Here is a 19,010-nt window from a genome sequence, read left to right as displayed (position 1 = left end):
GTTGTGCGTCGTGAGAGCTGCCGTCAGGGGGAGGCGCGGTCCGCCGGGGCCCCGGGGTCATTGTCGTGGCGCGACGGGCCGCGCGCGCTGTCGAACAGGCGCACGAGCAGGTCGGCGCACTTCTCGCCGGGCGCGCGCTCGACGCCCGACGCCACGTCGAGCCCCCACGTCCCCACCCGGCGCGCCGCGGCGATGTTGTCCGGGTTCAGCCCGCCCGCGAGCAGGCTCCGCGTGCGCGCCGGGTGGCCGTCGATCGCGCTCCAGGCGAACGTCCGCCCCGTGCCTCCCCGCGCCTCCGCCGTGCGCGTGTCGAAGACAAGCCGGTCGGCGCTGCGCTCGACCTCCGCGCCCGCGCCGTCGCCGCCCGCCTCGCCGACCGCGCCCGCGGCGCCCGCCGCGCCGGCGGCCTCCCCGGACGGCGCCATCGGGACCGCCTTCCAGACCTCGCACCCCTCGGGGAGCGCGCGCCGCAGCACCTCGATGAACGCGGCGTCCTCGTCGCCGTGGAGCTGCACGGCGCGCAGCCCGATCGCCCGCGCCGTATCCGCGACGAAGTCCACGGATTGATTGAGGAAAACGCCGACGAAGGGCAGCCCCGCGGCCGTGGCGGCCACGATCTCGGCCTGCTCGCGCGTCACCCGCCGCGGCGAGGCCTCGGCGAAGACGAGGCCGCCGAAGCGGGCCCCGAGCCGCTCCGCCTCGCGCGCGTCCCCGGGCCGGGTCAGGCCGCAGATCTTCACCCGGCCGGTCACCAGCGCGCGCGCGGCGTCCGCGATGTCGGGGCTGCGCATGAGCGACGTGCCGACGAGGAACCCGTCCACCGAGGGCGCGAGCCGCTCCACGTGGGCGCGCGACTCGACGCCCGACTCCGCGATGACGATCCGATCGCGCGGCACGCGCGGGGCGAGCCGCTCCGAGACGGCGAGATCGACCTTGAGCGTCTTGAGATCGCGGTTGTTGATGCCGATCACGGGCGCGGGCAGCGCGAGCGCCCGCTCGAGCTCCGCCTCGTCGTGGACCTCGACGAGGCAGTCCATGCCGAGCGCCTGGGCGGCGCCCAGGCACAGGAGCGCGGTCGCGTCGTCCAGCACCGACAGCATGAGCAGGATCGCGTCCGCGCCGTTCGCCCGCGCCTCGATCACCTGGTAGGGCGAAACGACGAAGTCCTTGCAGAGGATCGGGACGTCCACGACCGCGCGCACGGCCTGGAGGATCTCGAAGCTGCCCTGGAAGAAGGGCTCGTCGGTCAGCACGCTCACCGCGTCGGCGACGCCGTAGTACGCGGCGGCGACGGCGTGCGGGTCGAAATCCGGCCGGATGAGGCCCTCGGACGGAGAGGCCTTCTTGCACTCCAGGACGAACCGCGCGCCCGGCGCGGAGAGCGCGCGCCGGAGGCTCCGCGAGGTGGGCGGCGCGCTCGCCCGAAGGCTGGCGAGCGGGGTCCGCCGCTCGCGCTCCGCCACGTCCACCCGCTTCCGCTCCACGATGCGCGCGAGCACATTGCCCTGCTCAGCCATGTTTCGCCTCCTTCCGCGCTTCCTGGGCCCCATCCCGGCTCAGCGCCACGAAGCGCGTGAGGCGCTCCGCCGCGCGCCCGGAGCCCAGCGCGTCGAGCGCCAGGGCCGTCCCCTCCCGCAGCCCCTCGGCTCGTCCGGCGACCCAGAGCAGCGCCCCGGCGTTGATCGCGACGGCGTCGCGGTGCGCGGGCGCGCCGCGCCCGGCGAGCAGATCGTGGAGCCACGCCGCGTTCGCCGCCGGGCCGGCGCCCCGGAGCGCCTCGATCGGCGCCGGCGCGACCCCCGCGTCCGCCGGGTCGATCAAGAGCTCCTCGACGATCCCATCGCGGAGCCGGGCCGCGCGCGTCGGGGCGTGCAGGGCGACCTCGTCGAGCCCCCCGCCGTGGACGACGAGCGCGGCCTGGCACCCGAGCATGCCGAGCGTGCGCGCGGCGTGGGTGACGAGCTCCGGATCGTAGATGCCCATCACCTGGATCGGCGGCGCGCTCGGGTTCACGAGGGGGCCGAGCAGGTTCATGATCGTGCGCACCTTGAGGGCGCGGCGCACGGGCATCGCGTGGCGGAGCCCGGCGTGGTACTGCGGCGCGAAGAGGAAGCAGAAGCCGACCTCATCGAGGGCGCGGCGCGAGACCTCGGCCGGCGGGTCGAGCCGGGCGCCGAGCGCCTCGAGCGCGTCGGCGGAGCCGCACTGGGAGGAGACCGAGCGGTTGCCGTGCTTGGCGACCGGCAGGCCTGCTTCGGCCGCGACGAAGGCGACGGCCGTCGACACGTTCACGGTGGACTGCCCGTCTCCGCCGGTGCCGCAGCAGTCGGCATAGACATAAGCCGGCCGCGCGAACGGCGCCGACGCCCCCCTGAGCGCGCGCGCCGCGCCCGCGATCTCGGCGGGGGTCTCGCCCTTCGCCTTGAGCGCGACGAGCAGCGCGGAGAGCTCGATCTCGGTCAGCGCCCCTGCGACCACATCGCGGAACAGCGCCTCGGTCTGCTCCGCGGAGAGGTCGACGCCGGCGCAGAGCGCATCGATGACTGCATGCATCATGGTTCTCTCCTCATGTTCACGGCTGTTCCGGCAGACACGGATCCTCGGGACTCTGGCGTCGCGCCGCGGCGCCCTGCATAGCGGACAAAAGCGAAAAGGCCCACCGTTGTTCGGCGGGCCCTCTTCTTCTTTCCTTCAGGTCGTCCTCCCCGCAGGGAGGCGCGTTACCCGTGGTAAGGGCCCGCCTTGGTAGAGCACCAGCGCCACCAGCGCAGCCCTGCCACGCACGAACCCACCTCGGCGGCCGAGCACGACGCGCCGCCGAGGACGAAGGCCTCGGAGCGGCGGCGAGCGCAGGACGCGGGGAGCGCGCGGGGCATGCGGGGAACATAGCTTGCGGGCGCGACGAGCGTCAAGCGGGTTCGCGGCGGTTCCCGCTTCGCTCGTCCTGCCGGTCTTGTTGATTCTTCGACTACCGGCTCTTCGACCACCGGCTCTTCAGTGGGGAGAGCGGAGGGCACAGCGCCGGGATTCTCATCGTCCTCGCAGAGATATCCAGATCACCCGGATCGAGCGCCGCCTCGACACGTGAGGAGGCGATCGCTGAGCTTCCGCCGGCGAGATCTCCCGTTATGCGCCGCGCGCGCGGGACGCCTCTTTCCGGGCACCCCTCATCATCACCCGGAGCCCCCGCGGCGCCTCCGCGGAAAAGGAGAGCTCGAACCCGCAGCGCCGGCAGACCTCGCCCGTGATCGCGAGCCCGAGCCCCGAGCCGCGCGGATCGCGCCGACGCGCCTCGTCGGAGCGAAACGTGCGCTCCCCGAGCCGCGGTATCTCGGCGGGAAGCACGCCGGGGCCATCGTCGGCGACCGTCAGGCAAAAGCCGCCCTCCGGCTCGAGCTTCAGCACGACCGCCACGTGCCCGCCGCGATCGCCGTACGACACCGCGTTCTCCACGACATTGCCGACGGCCTGCTCGCACGCCACCGGGTGGCAGCGGATGAGCACCGCCTCGTCCGGCACCGCGTGCGCGAGCGCGATCCCCCGCCGGCGCGCGAGCGCCGCGAGCCGCGCGACGACGCGCTCGACCGCGTCGCTCAGATCCGTCCCGCCCTCGTTCGCGGCCGGGTCCAGGCCCTCCTCGAGCTCGGCGGCGAGCCGCAGGTTGCTCACCAGCCCGGCCAGGTACACGCAATCGCGCAACGCGCCCGCGAACAGCTCCACCTGCGCGGGATCCCGCGCGACGTCGGCTGCCTGCTCGATCGCGAGCTGCAGCGAGGCGAGGGGCGTCCGGAGATCGTGCGCGACGTCCGACAGGTGCAGCTCGAGATCGCGCCGCCGCCGCTCCAGCCGCGCCGCGTCCTCGCGGATGCGCGCGTGCGCCCGGTCGAGCGCCGCGCCCACCCGGTCGAGCTCGTCGTCGTCCGCGCGCCGCGCGGGCGTGTATCCGCGTGGATCGCCCACGCGCGCCGCCGCGCCGTGGAGCCGCCGCACGCGGTCCGACAGGGGCCGCACGACCAGGAAGACCCCGAGCGCGGCCGCCGCCAGGGCCGCCCCGAGGACCCCGGCCAATCCGACGAGCAGGACGCCGCTCTCCGGAGAGCGCGCCGGCCAGACCGCCTGCAGCACCGCGCACGGGCCGCTCTCCGCCGCGCGGATCTGCGCGAGCCCCCCGCCCCCGAGCAGCAGCGCCCGGAAATCTGCGACCGCGGGCCCGTCCACCGCGCCCAGGCGCGCGTGGAGCGCGCGGTCGAGCGGCGGCGCCGCGCCGTTGGCCGAGGCGAGCGTCCCTGCGTCGTAGGCGAAGATCTGCGGCCCATCGAGCAGGCCCGCCGACCACTGCTCGGGCTGCGCCTCGCAGCGCTCCCGGTGCCGCGCCGACGAGCGCCGGAGCCAGCTGCCCATCACCTTCGTGGCCATGCGCTCCGACGCGTACCGCGCCGAGAGCGCCGCGCTCGTCAGGCCGACCCCGCCGCTCAGCACCGACACGAGGAGCACCCGGATCGACAGGCTCCGGAGGAGCTTCATGCGCTCTCCTCCGGAGGCTCGAAGCGATACCCGATCCCCCACACGGTCACGATCGCGGCGGCCGCGCCCGCTCCGAGCTTCTTGCGGATGCGCGCCACGTGCGAGTCGATCGTGCGCGCGTCGCGCGGCTCGAGCGCGGAGAGGGCCCGCTCGGCGAGCTGCTCGCGGGAGATCGCGCGGCTCGGCCGCTCGATCAGGTACGCGAGGAGATCGAGCTCAGCCCGCGTGAGCGGCAGGACCGCCTCGCCTCGCCGCGCGGCGCGCGCGTCGAGGTCCACCGTCACCCCGGCCCAGCCGATCACCCGCCGCGGCGCGCCCGCGCGCACGCCGAGGTGAGCGCGGACGCGCGCGACGAGCTCCTCCATGAAGAAGGGCTTGGGCACGTAATCGACCGCCCCGAGCTCGAACGATCGAAGCCGATCCGGCAGATCCGTGCGCGCGGTCAGCACGATCACAGGGACACGCCGCCGGCCGCTCAGATCGCGCAGGATCTCGAGGCCGGAGCGCTCGGGCAGCATGAGGTCGAGCACCACGACGTCGAAGGCGCCGCGGAGGGCGCATTCGAGCCCGGCGCGGCCGTTCGTGGCGAGCTCCACCTCGAACCCGGCGGCCGTGAGCCCGCGCACGAGCCCGGCGGCGACACCGGGGTCGTCCTCGACCACGAGCGCGCGTGTCGTCATGAGGCACCGATACCAGCTGGCGCGGGGGCGCGAAAGCGGCCGATCCGGCGATCTGGCGCGGCTCCACAGCCCTTCAACATCTCGCGGGCAGGATGGATCGCATGAATCGATATCACGGCACCTGCTCGGCGCTGCTCGCCCTGATGGGCGCGGGGGCGATCGGCTGCTCGAGCACGGCCAGCAGCGACAACGATGGATCTCCTCCCAGCGCCACGCCCACCTATCACCGGGACGTCAGGCCCATCCTCGAGGCGAAATGCACCGGCTGCCACGCGCCGGGTGGGATCGCGCCGTTCGCGTTCACGACAGCCGATGTCGCGATCCAGCTCAAGGACGCGATCGCGGACGCGGTGACCAGCCGGCGCATGCCTCCCTGGCCTCCCGCGCCGGGCTGCGCGGAGCTGCTCGACGATCGCTCGCTCACGGACGACCAGATCGACGCCATCGCGCGCTGGGCCGAGGCGGGCGCGCCCCCCGGCGATCCGGCCGAGTTCGTCGCGTCGCCGGACATGCCTGGCGGCCTGTCGCGCGTCGACCTCGATCTGTCGATGCCCGAGCCCTACACGCCGGCGACAGCGCCCGACGAATACCGGTGCTTCTTGATCGACTGGCCGTACGAGGCGACCCGCTTCGTCACGGGCCTCGGCGTCACGCCGGGCGCGCCGTCGATCGTGCACCACGTCGTCGTCTTCTTCGCGAAGCCGGGCGCCGTGGAGACCTACGAGGCGTGGGACGCGGCGGATCCGGGCCCGGGCTACTCCTGCTTCGGCGGCCCGACCGGCGACGACGCCGCGATCCAGGGCCCTTCGGCGTATGGCATCCTCGGCGGATGGGCGCCCGGGTCGTTCGGGCGCGACGCCCCTCGGGGCACGGGGATCGAGGTCCCGCCGGGGGTGAAGATCGTGATGCAGGTCCATTACAACATCGCGCACGGCATGCCGGCCCCGGACCAGACCCGCGTCGCGCTCCGGATCGACGACGCGGTGGAGCGGCCGGCGTACACGATGCCGTGGCTCGACCCCGCGTGGGTGAAGGGCGGTATGCGGATCCCGGCCGGCGATCCCGACGTGATGTACGACTTCGAGGAGGACGCGGCGACCGCTGTATCGCTCTTCACGAAGGGCGCCCTCCCGGCGGATCAGCCATTCACGCTGTACACGGTCGGCCTGCACCAGCACCTGCGCGGCAAGAGCATCTCCCTGTCCACGCGCCGGGGGGACGGCGAGCGAGAGTGCCTGGTCGACATCCCGCGCTGGGACTTCCACTGGCAATCTCCCTACGGCCTCGCCGAGCCGAGGCGGCTCGCGCCGGGCGACCGGCTTCGCGTCGAGTGCCACTGGGACAACAGCGCCGAGAACCAGCCGTTCGTGAGCGGGGTCAGGATGCCGCCGGAGGACCTCGCCTGGGGTGAAGGCACGAACGACGAGATGTGCCTCGCGTGGCTCTATGTGACGCCGTGAGCGGCGCTCCAGCGGGCGGACTGCGGTCGTCGACCGACGCCGCCGCGGCGTCGCCAGAGCGGGAATCCGGCGCCTCTTCGCCTTGCGGAGGGTCGGGCCGACGGCGGTGCGATGATCGCTACCTGGAGATCACGATCCAGGTGAGCTCGTCGATCCCGGAGAGCGGCGCCGTCTTGACGACCGCGCCGTCGGCCTCCCCTGCAGCCGGCGCCGAGAGCTTGCCGTCGTACTCGCTCATCGTCCGGAACCTCACGGGCGTCCCTGGCGCCAGGTCCGAGGGGGCCTGGACCCCGATGGGCGAGTCGCTGGTCGTCGCGAACGGGTAGAGCGCGTAGACCGCCACGATCTCCTCCCCGCCGAGATCGGGGAGCGGTGGCACGCGCTCGGGCGGGATCCTCCGGGCCGCGATGTCGTGGAGGGCCTCGCCGAGCGGCGTCGCGAGCGCGGCGCGGCTCACGGTGAGCTGGAGGCCATCGCCGACCTCCAGGACCTGCGGATCATCGCTGTTCGGACCAAGGACGGCGCCCGCGGGCAGGTGCGGCACGAAGAGCGATCCCGCATCGACGGTGACCGCGTCGGTGAAGCGCAGCGGGAACAGGGTCGTTCCCCGGCGCGGCGTCGTCCCCGCGTCCTCCATCGACTTCACAACGAAGTCGACAGGCGGCTCCGCGTCGCAGAGGAAGGTGAAGCGACCATCCGCCCTCGATCGGTCCGAGTAGCAGACCGCGGTGTTGCAAAACAGCACGGTGGCTCCGCCGATGGGCTGTCCCGCCTCGTCCGCGAGCACGCCGGTCACGCCTGGACCCGCCGGCGCGCCGCCTGCGCCGGAGCCGCCCGTCGCGCCGCCGCCGCCAGCGTCGCCACCACCGCTGACCGCTGCGCTGCCGCCGCCTCCGGCGCCGCCGCCCGTCGCTGCGCCGCCGCCGGCGTCCCCCGCCCCGCTGGTCGAGCCGCCGCCTCCGTCGCAACCGGACGCGATCAGCACGACCATCAGGAGCAGGGCGCGCCTCATCATTCGGCCAGCGCCTGCTCGATGACCGCCGTCATCGCATCCGGATCGTACTCATGCGTGACATACCGGACGATGCCGTCCTTCCCGACGATCACGTCGACCGGAAACGGATTGGGGCCGGGGAAATTGGACGTCACGGCGGCGTAGGTGCTCGCGGTCTCCTCGAGCCCGACCGGAAAGCTGACCTTGATGTTGTCGCAATACGTCTGTACCTGGCCGATCTGATCGACCGGCTCCCTCGGGTTGAGGGCGACGATCTGCAGGCCTTGGTCCTTGTACTTCAGCCAGAACCGCTCCTCGGTGTCCGGCAGGTGGTTGGCGCAGACCGGACAGAAGGTGGCAAAGTAGGTGAGCAGAAGCACGCCCCCCGCCGACTCCTCCGAGGTCCATGTCGTGCCGTCCAGCATCGTGCCCGTGGTCGCGGGCAGGGGCGCCCCGACGCTCACGCCGGGCGCGTTGCCGACGAGATAGCTCTTCCGCACCGGGGCCGCGGGGTCGTCCGAGGTGATGTGGAGATAGCCGATCTCCTGGTCCGTCGCCGAGGCCAGGTAGGTCACGTTGAGCTCGATCGTCTCGCCGGGCGCGATCCGGGCCTGGCGCGGCTCGACGCTGAACGCGGAGCCGCTGACCCAGTTGTCCACCAGCGTGAGCGGCGCCGTCCCCTGGTTCGTGACCTCGAGCGGGAGCGTCTTCCTGTCCCCGGCCGCGACCGGGCCGAAATCGATCCGCGCGGCGGATTCCGGGAGACGGATGTTGGGGGCGAGGCGGTCCGGCTCGAGGCGGTAGGAATACGGGTTCTCCCAGGTGCCGATGAACACGTCCTGACCCCGGGCGGCGACGCCGAAGGTGCGCATCGTGGGGAGCTCGCGATCGGGATCGTCGTACTCGAACGCCCTCGGGATGCGCACGGCCGCGATGAAGGTCGGGGCGGCGGGCGTGGACACGTCGTACACGCGCACGTCGTTCCACGCGGCGACGAAGAGGCGGCGCTCGGAGGTTGCCAGGCGGAGCGGGGTCCCGGGCATCTCGGCGCGCCCGACGACGACCGGGCGCGCGAGGTCGGAGATGTCGACGACGGCGACGCCCGCAGAGCCCGCCGCCACATACGCGAAGTCGCCGTCCACGACGACGCCCTTCGCCTGGCCGCCTGTCGCCACGCGCCCGAGCTCCACTGGCGCCGTCGGGTCCGTCGCGTCGACCGTGACGAGCCCGTCCACGCCGTCGGCGACGAAGACATGGTTGTCGCGCGCCGCGACCCCCCACGCATTCGTGAATCCACCCAGGCTGCCGACCCGCGTGAACCCGACCGCGCTGTCGTAGCGGTAGACGCCGAGGCCATCTCCGTGCAGCCCCACGAAGATGTTGTGGTTCGCGACGTCGACTCCCTCGTAGCTGATCCCCTCCTCCTGCAGGACAGGGAGCTGCACCGGGGCCTCGGGATCGCTGATGTCCCAGCCGCTCAGGAAGGCCGGGTTCCGGATGTTGCCGAGGTGCGTGGTGAAGACGAGATCATCGTCCCACGCGAGGTGCTTGCAGCCGGGCGTGCGGGTATCGCCGGGGATTGTGTGCTTGAGCCCCCCCGCGAGCACCTCCATGTCGGCGGGGTCCTCCGCATCGATGACGTTGAATGTGTAGCTGCAATTGAGGAGCAAGTCATCGTCGCGGACGCGGACCTCATCCGTGTGGCTCCCGACTTCGTGCAAGCTCTGGAGCTGCACAAGCGGGCTCAGGAAATGCCCGGGCTGGAGCGCGGTCGGGACGCATTCCCCGCCGACGTCCTCGGTGCCCTCGCCGCAGACGACACCGGGGCTCGTCGCCGAAGGCACGCACGCGCCGTCGACGTCCTCGGTGCCCTCGCCGCAGACGACGCCGGGGCTCGTCGCCGAAGGCACACACACGCCGCCTTCGGCCTTCGTGCCTGGACCGCACGACAGCCCGGTCTCGCTCACCGCATCGTCGTCTCCGCAGGCGGACAAGGCGAGCAAGATCAGCGCGGAGGCGGAAGCGCGACGTCGCAGCAGCGTCATGAAGAGCTCCTTGGAGGGGATGAAGGACAGGGCGGCTGATGAAGCAAGGGCAGCGTCTTTGCGACGATACAAGTCGCCAGGGGGGCCTGGGCAAGGAGAACCTGGGTCGCGGCGGCGCCGGCGCACATCTCCGACGGTGTCCCCCGTTGCGCCGTCCGGACCAGGTGGGGTCCAGGTCGGAGGCGGAGATTCGGAGGGGGGGCGGCCTCCGCGGCTCGATGGCCTGGGGGGCCGAACATGACGCGTCACCGAGGACGCAGGCCTCGGAGCGGTCCCGCGTGCAGCGCGCGGGGCATGTGGTAGGGACCCCCCGGCAGCGTCGTTAGAAGGGTCGTGGTCGCAGGAGACCACGAGAGAACACGGGAAGGTTCATGTTGAGGAGTGGCTTCGTCAACTGGCTTGGCACGTTCGAGAGCGATCGCGCGGTGTTCTCGGAATCGCAGATCGAGGTGATGGACTGCTGGGGTGTCGGCGTGCGCTTCGGCGTCGTGCCCGTATCTCGATCGAAGGCGTACTGGGCCGGCGCCGCGGCCTGCCCTGAAGCTCGGGGCAAGGAGCCGGCAGATCACCGGGCCGAGCTCCGCGCCCTCTTCCGCGGGTGGCCGAGCCCGATACCGCGATTGATAGAGGAGACGCCCATCGAGCGCATGAACAAGATCTACGTCCACGATCACGATCCCATCGACACGTGGCATCGAGACAACGTCTTGCTGATCGGCGACGCCGCGCACGCGGCGCTGCCCACGTCGGGCCAAGGCGCCAGTCAGGCCCTCGAAGACGCGTGGCACCTGGCCGACTGCCTGGGCAGCGCGGCCTCCCTCGAGGAGGCGTTCACCGCCTTCACGAAGCGCCGCCACGCCAAGAACGCCGCGATCAACGCGGGCGCCCGCGACCTCGCGCGCTCGCTGTTCGCGACCGATCCTGCGCTCTGCGAGGCGAGGGATCGCAGGAGCAAGGCGACCGACTACGAGGCCATGGTGCAGGGCATGGCGAGGGGCTGGTCCAGCGGACTGCCGATGAGCGGGCGTCCGGGCGCCCCGGCGGCTCGGCCTCAGGCGTGACGAGCCCGGGAGGGGCGCTCCTGCGCGACCGCGCGCAGCCCCGTCTCGGCGAGTCGCCGCTCTACTCCTCGTCCGGATCGTCTCCGAAGAGCGCCCCGACGGACCACGTGATCGCGTCGAACGGCTCTGCCCTGACGCGCTCGCCCCGCTCTGCCGTGAGCACGTTCAGATACCCGTCATCCATCCAGCGATGCACGGTGAGCACCTCGTTCATTGGATCCACGATCCAGTAATGGGGCACCTTGCACCGGTGGTAGGTGCGCATCTTCTTCACGAGATCGTTGCGCGTGTTGCGCGTGTTCGAGACGCTCAGCACCTCGCAAACCCAGTCGGGCCGCACGAGGATCGGCGTCTTTTCGGGCAGCTCCGGTAGGCGCTCACGCCGCCAGCCCGCCACGTCGGGGCGGTAGATCTCGTGCTCCTCGAGCTGCACCTCGACCTCGGTGGCGAACCACCACCCTCCTGGCCAGCGACCGCCAGGCCGCCGGTTGTAGGGGCGGAACACGATCCCGGCGAGCGATGCCTGGGCGCCGCCGTGCTTCGGCGAAGGCATCGCCTTCGGGACGAGCTCGCCGTCGATGATCTCGTGGAAGCGCTGCGCCTCGGGGACGGCCAGCAGATCCGCGATCGTGGCGAGCTTGCGCGCGGGGAGCGACACGGCTCCACCATCGTGCCGTACCCGCGCGGAGCCCGCCAGCGGGCACGTGCCAGGCGCCGCTCGGGCCCCCGGCGCACCCGTGCAGCCGTCTTGCCGGCTTCGCGTGGCGCAGCCTCGACTCCGAGCGCGGCGCTTCCGGATTGCCCGCCGCCGGCGCCCCCGGCTCGTCCGCTCCCGCAGGATACTTTGCGGCCCGGTAGACCGATGGTAGGCCCCGTTCTCCAGGGCGCACGACCTCGCGGCCAGGCGCGACAGGCCCTCGCGAGGCGCCCACGCGGCCCTCCCCCCTGTGTGCCCATGATCACCGCCGAACCAGGTCCCCCGCCGCCGCCGAGCGCCGCCGGCTCTCATGACAGCGTCCCGCCGCGATCGCCGAGCGGCCCGCCCGCCCGGCAGAGCGCGCCGCCGGGGCGGTCCGTCCCCCCGCCGGGGCGGTCGGCCGCCCCTCCCCCGCCGCGCCGCAGCGCCTGGACGACCCGCCTCGGCGAGGCCTGCGTGCTCGGCCTCGGCGTCGCTGCGCTCTCCGCCGTACCGACCGCCCTGCGCACCGCCCGCGCCGGCGCGTCCTTCCTCGACGGGCTCCTCGTCGGGACCGCCGTCCTGCTCCCGCTCGTCACGCTCGCGCTCATCCTCTCGCGCGCGGCCGGCCGCGGCTTCCGCGGCATCGTCGGCGCGGGCGGCGAGCGGCTCGCCGTCCTCCGCGTCGCGCTCTGGATCGGCGTCGCCTTCCCGGTGCTCGCCGCGCTCGCCGCCCTCCTCAAGGCGACGACGCACCACCGAGGCCTCGCCGGCGCGACCTTCGGCGTCCTCGGCCTCGCCGGCGTCGTGGCCGCGGCGCTCGTCACCCAGCGCCTCGTCGCGCTCGGCGATCGCCTCGCCGCCCGCGGCGTGAAGCCGTGGCTCCTCGCCGTCGCCGGCACGGCCATCGGCGTCGTGCCCCTCGTCGCCGCCTTCGCTCCGCTCGCCGCCCACGCGGCCAGCACGACCGGCGACGCCGGGGCCGCCGTGCGCGCCGCCATCGTCGACGGCGCCATCGCGCTCGTGGCGACCGCGCTCGTCTCGAGCGTCGACCTCAGCGCGGCCGTCGGCCGCATCGCCGGCGTCGCGGGCGTCCCCCTCGCCGCCCTGGTCCTCATGACCGCGACCGCCCGGATCGAGTCGTTCCCCCCGCTCGGCCAGGCCGTGCGCGCCGGCGGCGGGCTCGCGGCCACGCTCTTCAGCGCGCTCGAGCAGTGGACCGACCGCGACGGCGACGGGATGGGCTCGCACTTCGGCGGCCTCGACTGCGACGAGGGCGATCCCACCCGGTATCACGGCGCACCGGAAACGCCGGGCGACGGCATCGATCAGGACTGCAGCGACGGGGCCCACGAGGGCGCCGCCTCCCTGCCCGCCAGGGCCGTCGCGGGCTCGCCTGCCGGCGCGCTGACGACCGCGGCCGCCGGCGCCCCGCCTGCCGCCCCTGCCGGCGCCACGACGGCCGCCCCTGCCGGCGCCACGACGGCCGCGCCCGTGCGCGCCGCCTCCGCGCCCGCCGCGCGCGACGAGGGCGGCGCGGTCATCCCGGCCGTCCTGACGAAGACCATCTCCCCCGCCGGGACCACGCCCGCGCCCGCCGCGCCCGCCGCGCCGATGCGCCCCGACGTCCTCCTCGTCACGCTCGACACGGTCCGCGCCGACCACACGTCGGCCTACGGCTATGGCCGCGACACCAGCCCGCGGCTCGCCGAGCTCGCGGCCCGCGGCGTGATGTTCGAGCGCGCCTACGCCGCCTCGAGCGAGACGCAGCGGGCCATCTCGCCGCTCGTCACCGGCCGCCGCCTCAACCGAGCGGCGCGCGACCGCCGCGAGTGGCCCACGCTGCTGCCCGAGAACGACACCCTCGCGGAGCGCATGAAGCGCGCCGGCTACCTGACCGCCGCGGTCAGCTCGTTCACGTGGATCAGCCAGGAGCGCGGCTTCGATCAAGGGTTCGACCGCTTCGAGACCGTCTACGGCGACGCCCACCCGGAGCGCGAGGCGACAGGCCACCTCGCGGTCGAGAAGGCCATCGCGCTCCTCGAGGGGGTTGCCCAGCGCACCCAGCCGATCTTCCTCTGGCTCCACCTCTTCGACGCCCACGAGCGCTACGTCGCCCACCCCGGCATCCGCTTCGGCGCCGGCAGGACCGCCGCCTACGACGGCGAGATCGCCTACGTCGACCGGCAGCTCGGCGCCCTGCTCGACGCCGTGGCGAGGGGCCCCCGCGCCGGCCGCACGGCGGTCATCGTCCACGGCTCGCAGGGCGAGGGGCTCGGCGAGCACGGCCCCGTGGGGCACGGCGTCGAGCTCTACGAGGAGGCGATCCGCGTCCCCCTCGTCATCGCCCTCCCCGGCGCCGCGCCGGGCCGTTACCCGCATCCCGTGAGCACGGTCGACATCGCGCCCACCGTCCTCGACGTCGGCGGCGCGGAGGCGACGGCCGTCGAAGGCGCCTCCCTGGCCGCGATCGCCACCGGCGCCGAGCGCGCTCCCCGAGGGCCGGTGTTCGCGCGCACCGCCCGCCGCGCCGCGGTCGTCGACGGGCAGCTCAAGCTCCTCGTGATCGAGCGGAAGAAGCGTGACCGGCTGCTCCTGTTCGATCTCGGGAGCGATCCGCGGGAGACCCGCGACCTGTCCGGCGAGCGGCGCTTCGAGGCCGACCTCGGGCGGCTCCGCGAAAAGTTGTCTGCCTTCGAGTCTCCCTCGCAGTAGAGTTTACTGCGAGGGATCATGCACCGACTCGCCCCTTCGACGCGGAAGCCCGCGCCCCCCCGCGCGAGGGCGCTGCGCGCCGCCGTCGCCGTCGGCTTCGCGCTGGGCCTCGCCTCGCTCGCGCTGCTCGTCGTGCGGCTCGCGCAGGCGCCGTCCGTGCCGCTCACGCTCGGCGCGGGCGCCATCACCGGCTCGCTGCCGCGGCGCCTCCGGTTCGAGTGGCGCCTCGTGCGCGATCGTCACTGGCAGATCGCCTCGTCGCCCGCCGAGTCGCGCGAGGCCACCGACCAGATCGAGGGCACCCGCGGCACCTGCCCGACGGGCATGGTCGAGGTCTCCGGCCTCATGAAGCTCGACCCCGCCCCGAAGGCCCAGGGCGACCTGCGCTCCATCGACGAGATGCAGCGGACCACCTGCAAGCACTGGATCAGCAGGGACTACCCCGAGCGGTGCGCGGAGTTCGATCGCGAGAAGTGGCTCTCGATGTCGAAGGATCTCGACACGAAGCCGATGCACTTCTGCATGGATCGCTACGAGTACCCCAACCAGAAGGGCGTCTATCCGTTCATCCTCGTCTCGTTCTACGAGGCGAACGAGCTCTGCGCCGAAGAGGGCAAGCGCCTCTGCGACGAGGCCGAGTGGACCTTCGCCTGCGAGGGCGAGGAGGCGCGCCCCTACCCCTACGGTTACGTCCGCGAGCCTGAAGCGTGCGTCGTCGATCAGGGTTGGCGCCCGTACATCGAGACCGCGCTGCGCCCCCGTGGCGGCCCCGCGGCCATGGCCGAGATGGACCGGCTCTGGCAGGGCATGGCGTCGGGCGTCCAGCCCCGCTGCCGGAGCCCCTTCGGCGTCTACGACATGACCGGCAACATCGATGAGTGGACCCGTTCCGTCCGTGAGGGCGAGCGCCCCTCCATCCTGAAGGGCGGCTACTGGGGTCCTGTCCGCACGCGCTGCCGCCCCTCGACCCGCTCGCACGACGAGAACCACATGTTCTACCAGCAGGGCTTCCGCTGCTGCGCGGACCACGGCGCCACGATCGGCGTCCCCGCGGAGCGCGCCGTCTCCGGCGATCCTGCCGCCGCCCCGCTGCCGCGCGAGCTCCGCTGACGCGCTCGCTGGCGTGCAGACAAGCGCGCGGCGCGCGTCATCGGAGCTCACGCCGCCGCGCAGTCGACCGCGCTCGCCGCAGCGCGTATCCTCTGCGCTGATGGACCACCCCCCCGCCGGACAGGGCGCCTCGCCTGGCCCCCGCGACGTGCGCGCCGAGCACGCCGGCACGCGCCTCGCTGCGCGGGCGGAGCCGCCGGGCGCCGCGCCAGCCCCGCCGCGCGCGCGCCAGCTCGATCGGCTGACCGGGCTCGTGCTCCTCGCCGCCGCCGCCGCCGTGCTGCTCCCGACGGCGCCCGTCGTGTTCCGGGCGGTCGCCGGCGATCGCTCGCCGGCGCAGAGCGCTGGCCGCTTCGCGCACCTCCTCGACGGGCGTTCCCCGGCGGACCGGCGCGCGCAGGTCCACCCTCGTTTCCCGTTCGACGACGATCCAGGCTCCGACGAGGGGCCATCCCCTCACGACGACGGCCCTGCCTTCGACGACGAGGAGGACCCGGGCGGGCCTGCGCGCCTCCAGGCGGGCATCGCCTCGCGCGGCATCACGCTGCTCGACGAGCCGCGGGCGGACGGCACCCGGGTCGGCGCCATCGCCGCGGGCGAGATCGTGATGATCGTGCGCGAGTCGGGCGCGTGGGCCCTCGTCATGAAGAACGGCGGGGGCGAGCTGCTCATGGGCTGGGCCCGCCGGAGCGAGATCGCCATCCGATGAGCGCGCGCTCGCCGGAGTCGCCGCGCGCCTACCGCGCTCGCCTGCTCACCCCGATCCCCGCGTCGCCGGACGGCGCTCAGGTCCGATTCATCGACGACGCGCTGCTCGTGGTCGGCGGCGACGGTCGGATCGCCCAGGCAGCGCCGTTCGCCCCGGGCGCGTTCCGCGGGCCGGTGCTGGACCTGCGGCCTGCGGTGTTGATGCCGGGCTTCATCGACGCGCACGTCCATTTCCCGCAGACGCGCATCATCGGCAGCGCCAGCGGCCCGCTGCTCGACTGGCTCGATCGGTCGGTCTTCCCCGAGGAGGCCCGCTTCCGCGACGAGGCCTATGCCACGCTCGTCGCGGGCGAGTTCACAAACCGGCTGCTCGCGTCGGGCACGACCACCTGCGTCGTCTTCTCCAGCTCGTGCGCCGGCGCGACCGACCGGCTGTTCCGCGCCCTGCTGGCCGCCGGCTTGCGCGGCATCGCCGGCCTCACGCTCATGGACCAGAGCTGCCCGGAGGCGCTCCGCGTCCCTCGCGACGAGGCCATCCCCGCCGCCCGCGATCTCGTGCAGCGCTGGCACGGCGAGGGCGGCGGCCTCCTCGAGTTCGCGATCACCCCCCGCTTTGCCCCGAGCTGCTCCCGTCCCTTGATGGAGGCGGCCGCGCGGCTCGCCCGCGATCACGGCCTCCTCGTGCAAACGCACGTCGCCGAGAACCCGGCCGAGGGCGAGGCCACCTTGCGCGCGCACCCCTGGGCGCGCGACTACGTCGACGTCTACGACCGCGTCGGCCTGCTCACCGGGCGCGCCCTGCTCGCGCATGCGATTCACCTCTCGCCGCGCGAGTGGGACCGCCTCGCGGAGACGGGCTCCTCGGTCGTCCACTGCCCCGACTCGAACTTCTTCCTGGGCAGCGGCCGCATGCGCCTCTCCGACCCGCGCGCGCGCGGGGTCCTGGTCGGGCTGGGCAGCGACGTCGGCGCTGGCCGCAGCTTCGACATGCGTCGCAGCATGTCGAGCGCCTTCGACAACGCCCTCTGCCTCGGCGACCGCCTGACCCCGGCGGATCTCTTCGTCATGGCCACGCAGGGCACCGCCGACGCCATCGGCCTGGGCCGCGTCGTCGGCAGCCTCGACGTCGGCAAGGAGGCGGACTTCATCGCCGTGCGTTTCCCCGAGCACGTGCTCGGCGAGGCCGAGACGCTGAACCACCTCGTCTTCGCGTCCGACGCGACCGTCGCGACCGTCCAACGCGCGTTCGTGCGCGGCCGGCCAGTCTACCCCTGACCGCTCCCCCTCTCGTCCTCGGCGGCCTCATAGACCTCGAGCTCCCAGACGAGGATCTCGAAGTCTCGCCGCAGGATGTACCGTGCGCCGTCGTCCCCGCGCACCTTGAAGTAGTGGTGATCGCCCCCGGGCCACCGGTCGAGGATCTCCGTCACCCGCACGCGGCGCTCCCCCAGGGTGACCGTCTCGGGCTCTTCGCTCCCGCCGTGGCCGGCACGGCACGCCACATCGACCCGCATCTGCCTCTCGCGCAGGGTAGCAGGTGCGGGCGCCTGGCTCCCGCGATCCCTCCAGGGAGAGGGCTCGTTCGGCCGGACGCCCTGCAATGGCGGCGCTCCCGGGGTGTCGCGCCCGGGAGCGCCTCCTCGCTCAGTTCGGGTTGACCGAACAGCCGTAGAGCAGCTCCATGCCCGCGGTGTTGTCCTGCGCCGCCATGGCGCACGTGTCCTCGCACAGCTTGATCTGCCCCTCCTCGATGTAGAAGGACGAGGTCGCCCCGGCGCACTCCTCGAGGCTCTTCACCTGGGAGAAGGTCTTCTTCTGCCCGCCGTCGCTCGGCGTGAACTCGATCTGCACCGTCTTCAGGTCGATCGAGTGTCCATCCGGCGCCTTGGGCACCTCGATCTCGCACGACAGCTTGGCGCCCGAGATCACGCTGTCTGCGATGGCCTGGAACACCGCATCGTAGGTGGCGTGCTGCTGGATCGGGTACCTCAGCCCGCCGGTCATGACGCTGAGGACCTGATAGGTCGTCCCGGGATCGACCGAGTCTGGCCGGCACTGCTCCCAGGTGGCTGGCGCCTCCGGCGGCCAGGGGGCGGTGATTGGGTCGTTCTCCTTGATGCCCACGAAGCTGAAGAACTTGTAGTTGCGCGCGTCCTTCGAGCCGAAGAACTCCGGCGCGACCGCCATGAGGGCGGCGTCGAAGGTCTCTGCCGAGAGGGTGCCGCCGGCGACGTTCTCGTTCTCGGGCAGATCGTCGTCGAGGTCGTAAAGTTTGATGTCAGCCCCCTCGTCGACGGCCGTCTTGCTCGCGCCGAGCGACTTCGTCGTGCAGTCGACGCCGTCATCGGTGATCTCGACGAACACCTTGAGCGAGTCCTCCCGCAGCCACTGCGACCACCCGGGTGACGCGGTCTCTCCCCTGGGCTGGATCGCGCCCTTCAGCGTGTCGATCGCCATGCAGAGCGAGTCGAGGCTGCTGATATCCAGGTTGTACTGGTAGAAGTGCGGTGGATTGGTGTTCGGGATCGACGGGACCGGCGAACAGCTCCCGCTGCCGAGCGGCGCCTCGATGCAGACCGATTGCTCCAGGTCCGAGCTGCCGTGCCTCGATAGCATGATGACGCGGAAATCGATCTTGCTCGCCGCGATGATCGAGGCGAAGTTCTGGTTGATGTTCCGCTGGACGCTGTTGATCTCGTCCTTCATGCTCTCCGAGTTGTCGATGATGAAGATGATGTCGGCCGGGCGCTGCTCGTAATCGGCCTGCAATCGGGTCGCGACGCACGCCGTATCGCCGTTGAGCGACGCGTCCTTGTCCCCGGCCCCTGCGTCGACATCGAACTCACCGCCGTCCCCGAGCCCGCTCCCGGACGTCTCGCCGCTGCTGCCGCTGCCGCCGCTGCCGCTTCCAGAGCCGCTGTTGCCGGGGTTCGCCTCACCACCCCCGCCGGAGCACCCACCGATGGCTGCCGCCGCCGCAAGCAAACCCAGACCAACCAGCCCAACAAGCGTCTTCGTCGAGAGCTTCAAAATGACC

15 protein-coding genes are annotated in these 19,010 nt (G+C 72.9%); 6 read left to right on the top strand and 9 right to left on the bottom strand.

What is annotated here, in order from left to right:
• Window positions 1–23 precede the first annotated feature (23 nt).
• From trpCF to WME95_RS06345, 4 genes are all read right to left on the bottom strand, one after another.
• On the bottom strand, window positions 24–1,517 hold the full coding sequence (trpCF, locus tag WME95_RS06360; RefSeq protein WP_437907527.1) for a bifunctional indole-3-glycerol-phosphate synthase TrpC/phosphoribosylanthranilate isomerase TrpF: 1,494 nt from the start codon (window positions 1,515–1,517) through the stop codon (window positions 24–26).
• The gene (gene trpD, locus WME95_RS06355; RefSeq protein ID WP_437910957.1) at window positions 1,510–2,553 is read right to left on the bottom strand and encodes an anthranilate phosphoribosyltransferase; all 1,044 of its coding nucleotides are present in this window, start codon (window positions 2,551–2,553) and stop codon (window positions 1,510–1,512) included. The genes trpCF and trpD overlap by 8 nt, the downstream gene beginning before the upstream one ends.
• A gap of 573 nt (window positions 2,554–3,126) precedes the next feature.
• Window positions 3,127–4,524, bottom strand: coding sequence for a sensor histidine kinase (locus tag WME95_RS06350; RefSeq protein WP_437907526.1), 1,398 nt, complete (start codon window positions 4,522–4,524; stop codon window positions 3,127–3,129).
• Window positions 4,521–5,204 (bottom strand): response regulator transcription factor, encoded by a 684-nt coding sequence (locus WME95_RS06345; RefSeq protein ID WP_437907525.1) that lies wholly within the window; start codon window positions 5,202–5,204, stop codon window positions 4,521–4,523. Before WME95_RS06345 ends, WME95_RS06350 begins: the two co-directional genes overlap by 4 nt.
• 101 nt (window positions 5,205–5,305) lie before the next feature.
• Here WME95_RS06345 and WME95_RS06340 point away from each other — a divergent pair, with 101 nt between their 5' ends.
• Window positions 5,306–6,664 (top strand): monooxygenase, encoded by a 1,359-nt coding sequence (locus tag WME95_RS06340; RefSeq protein WP_437907524.1) that lies wholly within the window; start codon window positions 5,306–5,308, stop codon window positions 6,662–6,664.
• Window positions 6,665–6,782: 118 nt separating this feature from the next.
• Here WME95_RS06340 and WME95_RS06335 read toward each other — a convergent pair whose 3' ends face one another.
• The gene (locus WME95_RS06335) at window positions 6,783–7,679 is read right to left on the bottom strand and encodes a hypothetical protein (RefSeq protein WP_437907523.1); all 897 of its coding nucleotides are present in this window, start codon (window positions 7,677–7,679) and stop codon (window positions 6,783–6,785) included.
• Window positions 7,676–9,703: a redoxin domain-containing protein gene (locus WME95_RS06330; protein ID WP_437907522.1), complete on the bottom strand. Its 2,028-nt coding sequence runs from the start codon at window positions 9,701–9,703 to the stop codon at window positions 7,676–7,678. The genes WME95_RS06335 and WME95_RS06330 overlap by 4 nt, the downstream gene beginning before the upstream one ends.
• Window positions 9,704–10,074: 371 nt before the next feature.
• Between WME95_RS06330 and WME95_RS06325 the strand changes: the two genes are divergently transcribed.
• Window positions 10,075–10,764: an FAD-dependent monooxygenase gene (locus WME95_RS06325; RefSeq protein WP_437907521.1), complete on the top strand. Its 690-nt coding sequence runs from the start codon at window positions 10,075–10,077 to the stop codon at window positions 10,762–10,764.
• 61 nt (window positions 10,765–10,825) lie between these two features.
• Here WME95_RS06325 and WME95_RS06320 read toward each other — a convergent pair whose 3' ends face one another.
• Window positions 10,826–11,422, bottom strand: a complete 597-nt coding sequence (locus WME95_RS06320) for a Uma2 family endonuclease (protein ID WP_437907520.1) — start codon at window positions 11,420–11,422, stop codon at window positions 10,826–10,828.
• 297 nt (window positions 11,423–11,719) lie between these two features.
• Here WME95_RS06320 and WME95_RS06315 point away from each other — a divergent pair, with 297 nt between their 5' ends.
• The 4 genes from WME95_RS06315 to WME95_RS06300 all read left to right on the top strand — a co-directional run bounded on the left by WME95_RS06315 (window position 11,720) and on the right by WME95_RS06300 (window position 17,248).
• A complete protein-coding gene (locus WME95_RS06315) occupies window positions 11,720–14,155 on the top strand; it encodes a sulfatase-like hydrolase/transferase (RefSeq protein ID WP_437907519.1) in 2,436 nt (811 codons plus the stop codon).
• A gap of 18 nt (window positions 14,156–14,173) precedes the next feature.
• Window positions 14,174–15,265: a formylglycine-generating enzyme family protein gene (locus WME95_RS06310; RefSeq protein ID WP_437550149.1), complete on the top strand. Its 1,092-nt coding sequence runs from the start codon at window positions 14,174–14,176 to the stop codon at window positions 15,263–15,265.
• Window positions 15,266–15,365: 100 nt separating this feature from the next.
• Complete coding sequence (locus tag WME95_RS06305) at window positions 15,366–15,974, top strand: SH3 domain-containing protein (RefSeq protein WP_437907518.1); 609 nt, start codon at window positions 15,366–15,368, stop codon at window positions 15,972–15,974.
• The gene (locus WME95_RS06300) at window positions 15,971–17,248 is read left to right on the top strand and encodes a guanine deaminase (protein ID WP_437907517.1); all 1,278 of its coding nucleotides are present in this window, start codon (window positions 15,971–15,973) and stop codon (window positions 17,246–17,248) included. The genes WME95_RS06305 and WME95_RS06300 overlap by 4 nt, the downstream gene beginning before the upstream one ends.
• On the opposite strand, the gene WME95_RS06295 is transcribed toward WME95_RS06300, so the two are convergent.
• Window positions 17,239–17,487 (bottom strand): hypothetical protein, encoded by a 249-nt coding sequence (locus tag WME95_RS06295; RefSeq protein WP_437550143.1) that lies wholly within the window; start codon window positions 17,485–17,487, stop codon window positions 17,239–17,241. The genes WME95_RS06300 and WME95_RS06295 overlap by 10 nt on opposite strands.
• A gap of 130 nt (window positions 17,488–17,617) precedes the next feature.
• On the bottom strand, window positions 17,618–19,003 hold the full coding sequence (locus WME95_RS06290) for a hypothetical protein (protein WP_437550141.1): 1,386 nt from the start codon (window positions 19,001–19,003) through the stop codon (window positions 17,618–17,620).
• Window positions 19,004–19,010 lie beyond the last annotated feature (7 nt).

Origin of the sequence: Sorangium sp. So ce327 (genome assembly GCF_051530205.1) — a bacterium.
GTDB classification, from domain to species: Bacteria; Myxococcota_A; Polyangia; order Polyangiales; family Polyangiaceae; genus Sorangium; species Sorangium cellulosum_B.
The sequence above is the reverse complement of the archived record's forward strand: the minus strand, read 5'-3'. Positions and strand labels throughout refer to the sequence as shown.

Coding starts and splice junctions, on each gene's coding strand:
- WME95_RS06300 (WP_437907517.1), top strand. CDS start 15,971: ATGAGCGCGCGCTCGCCGGAGTCGCCGCGCGCCTACCGCGCTCGCCTG.
- WME95_RS06310 (WP_437550149.1), top strand. CDS start 14,174: ATGCACCGACTCGCCCCTTCGACGCGGAAGCCCGCGCCCCCCCGCGCG.
- trpD (WP_437910957.1), bottom strand. CDS start 2,553: ATGCATGCAGTCATCGATGCGCTCTGCGCCGGCGTCGACCTCTCCGCG.
- WME95_RS06330 (WP_437907522.1), bottom strand. CDS start 9,703: ATGACGCTGCTGCGACGTCGCGCTTCCGCCTCCGCGCTGATCTTGCTC.
- WME95_RS06345 (WP_437907525.1), bottom strand. CDS start 5,204: ATGACGACACGCGCGCTCGTGGTCGAGGACGACCCCGGTGTCGCCGCC.
- WME95_RS06315 (WP_437907519.1), top strand. CDS start 11,720: ATGATCACCGCCGAACCAGGTCCCCCGCCGCCGCCGAGCGCCGCCGGC.
- WME95_RS06295 (WP_437550143.1), bottom strand. CDS start 17,487: ATGCGGGTCGATGTGGCGTGCCGTGCCGGCCACGGCGGGAGCGAAGAG.
- WME95_RS06325 (WP_437907521.1), top strand. CDS start 10,075: ATGTTGAGGAGTGGCTTCGTCAACTGGCTTGGCACGTTCGAGAGCGAT.
- trpCF (WP_437907527.1), bottom strand. CDS start 1,517: ATGGCTGAGCAGGGCAATGTGCTCGCGCGCATCGTGGAGCGGAAGCGG.
- WME95_RS06340 (WP_437907524.1), top strand. CDS start 5,306: ATGAATCGATATCACGGCACCTGCTCGGCGCTGCTCGCCCTGATGGGC.
- WME95_RS06350 (WP_437907526.1), bottom strand. CDS start 4,524: ATGAAGCTCCTCCGGAGCCTGTCGATCCGGGTGCTCCTCGTGTCGGTG.
- WME95_RS06335 (WP_437907523.1), bottom strand. CDS start 7,679: ATGATGAGGCGCGCCCTGCTCCTGATGGTCGTGCTGATCGCGTCCGGT.
- WME95_RS06305 (WP_437907518.1), top strand. CDS start 15,366: ATGGACCACCCCCCCGCCGGACAGGGCGCCTCGCCTGGCCCCCGCGAC.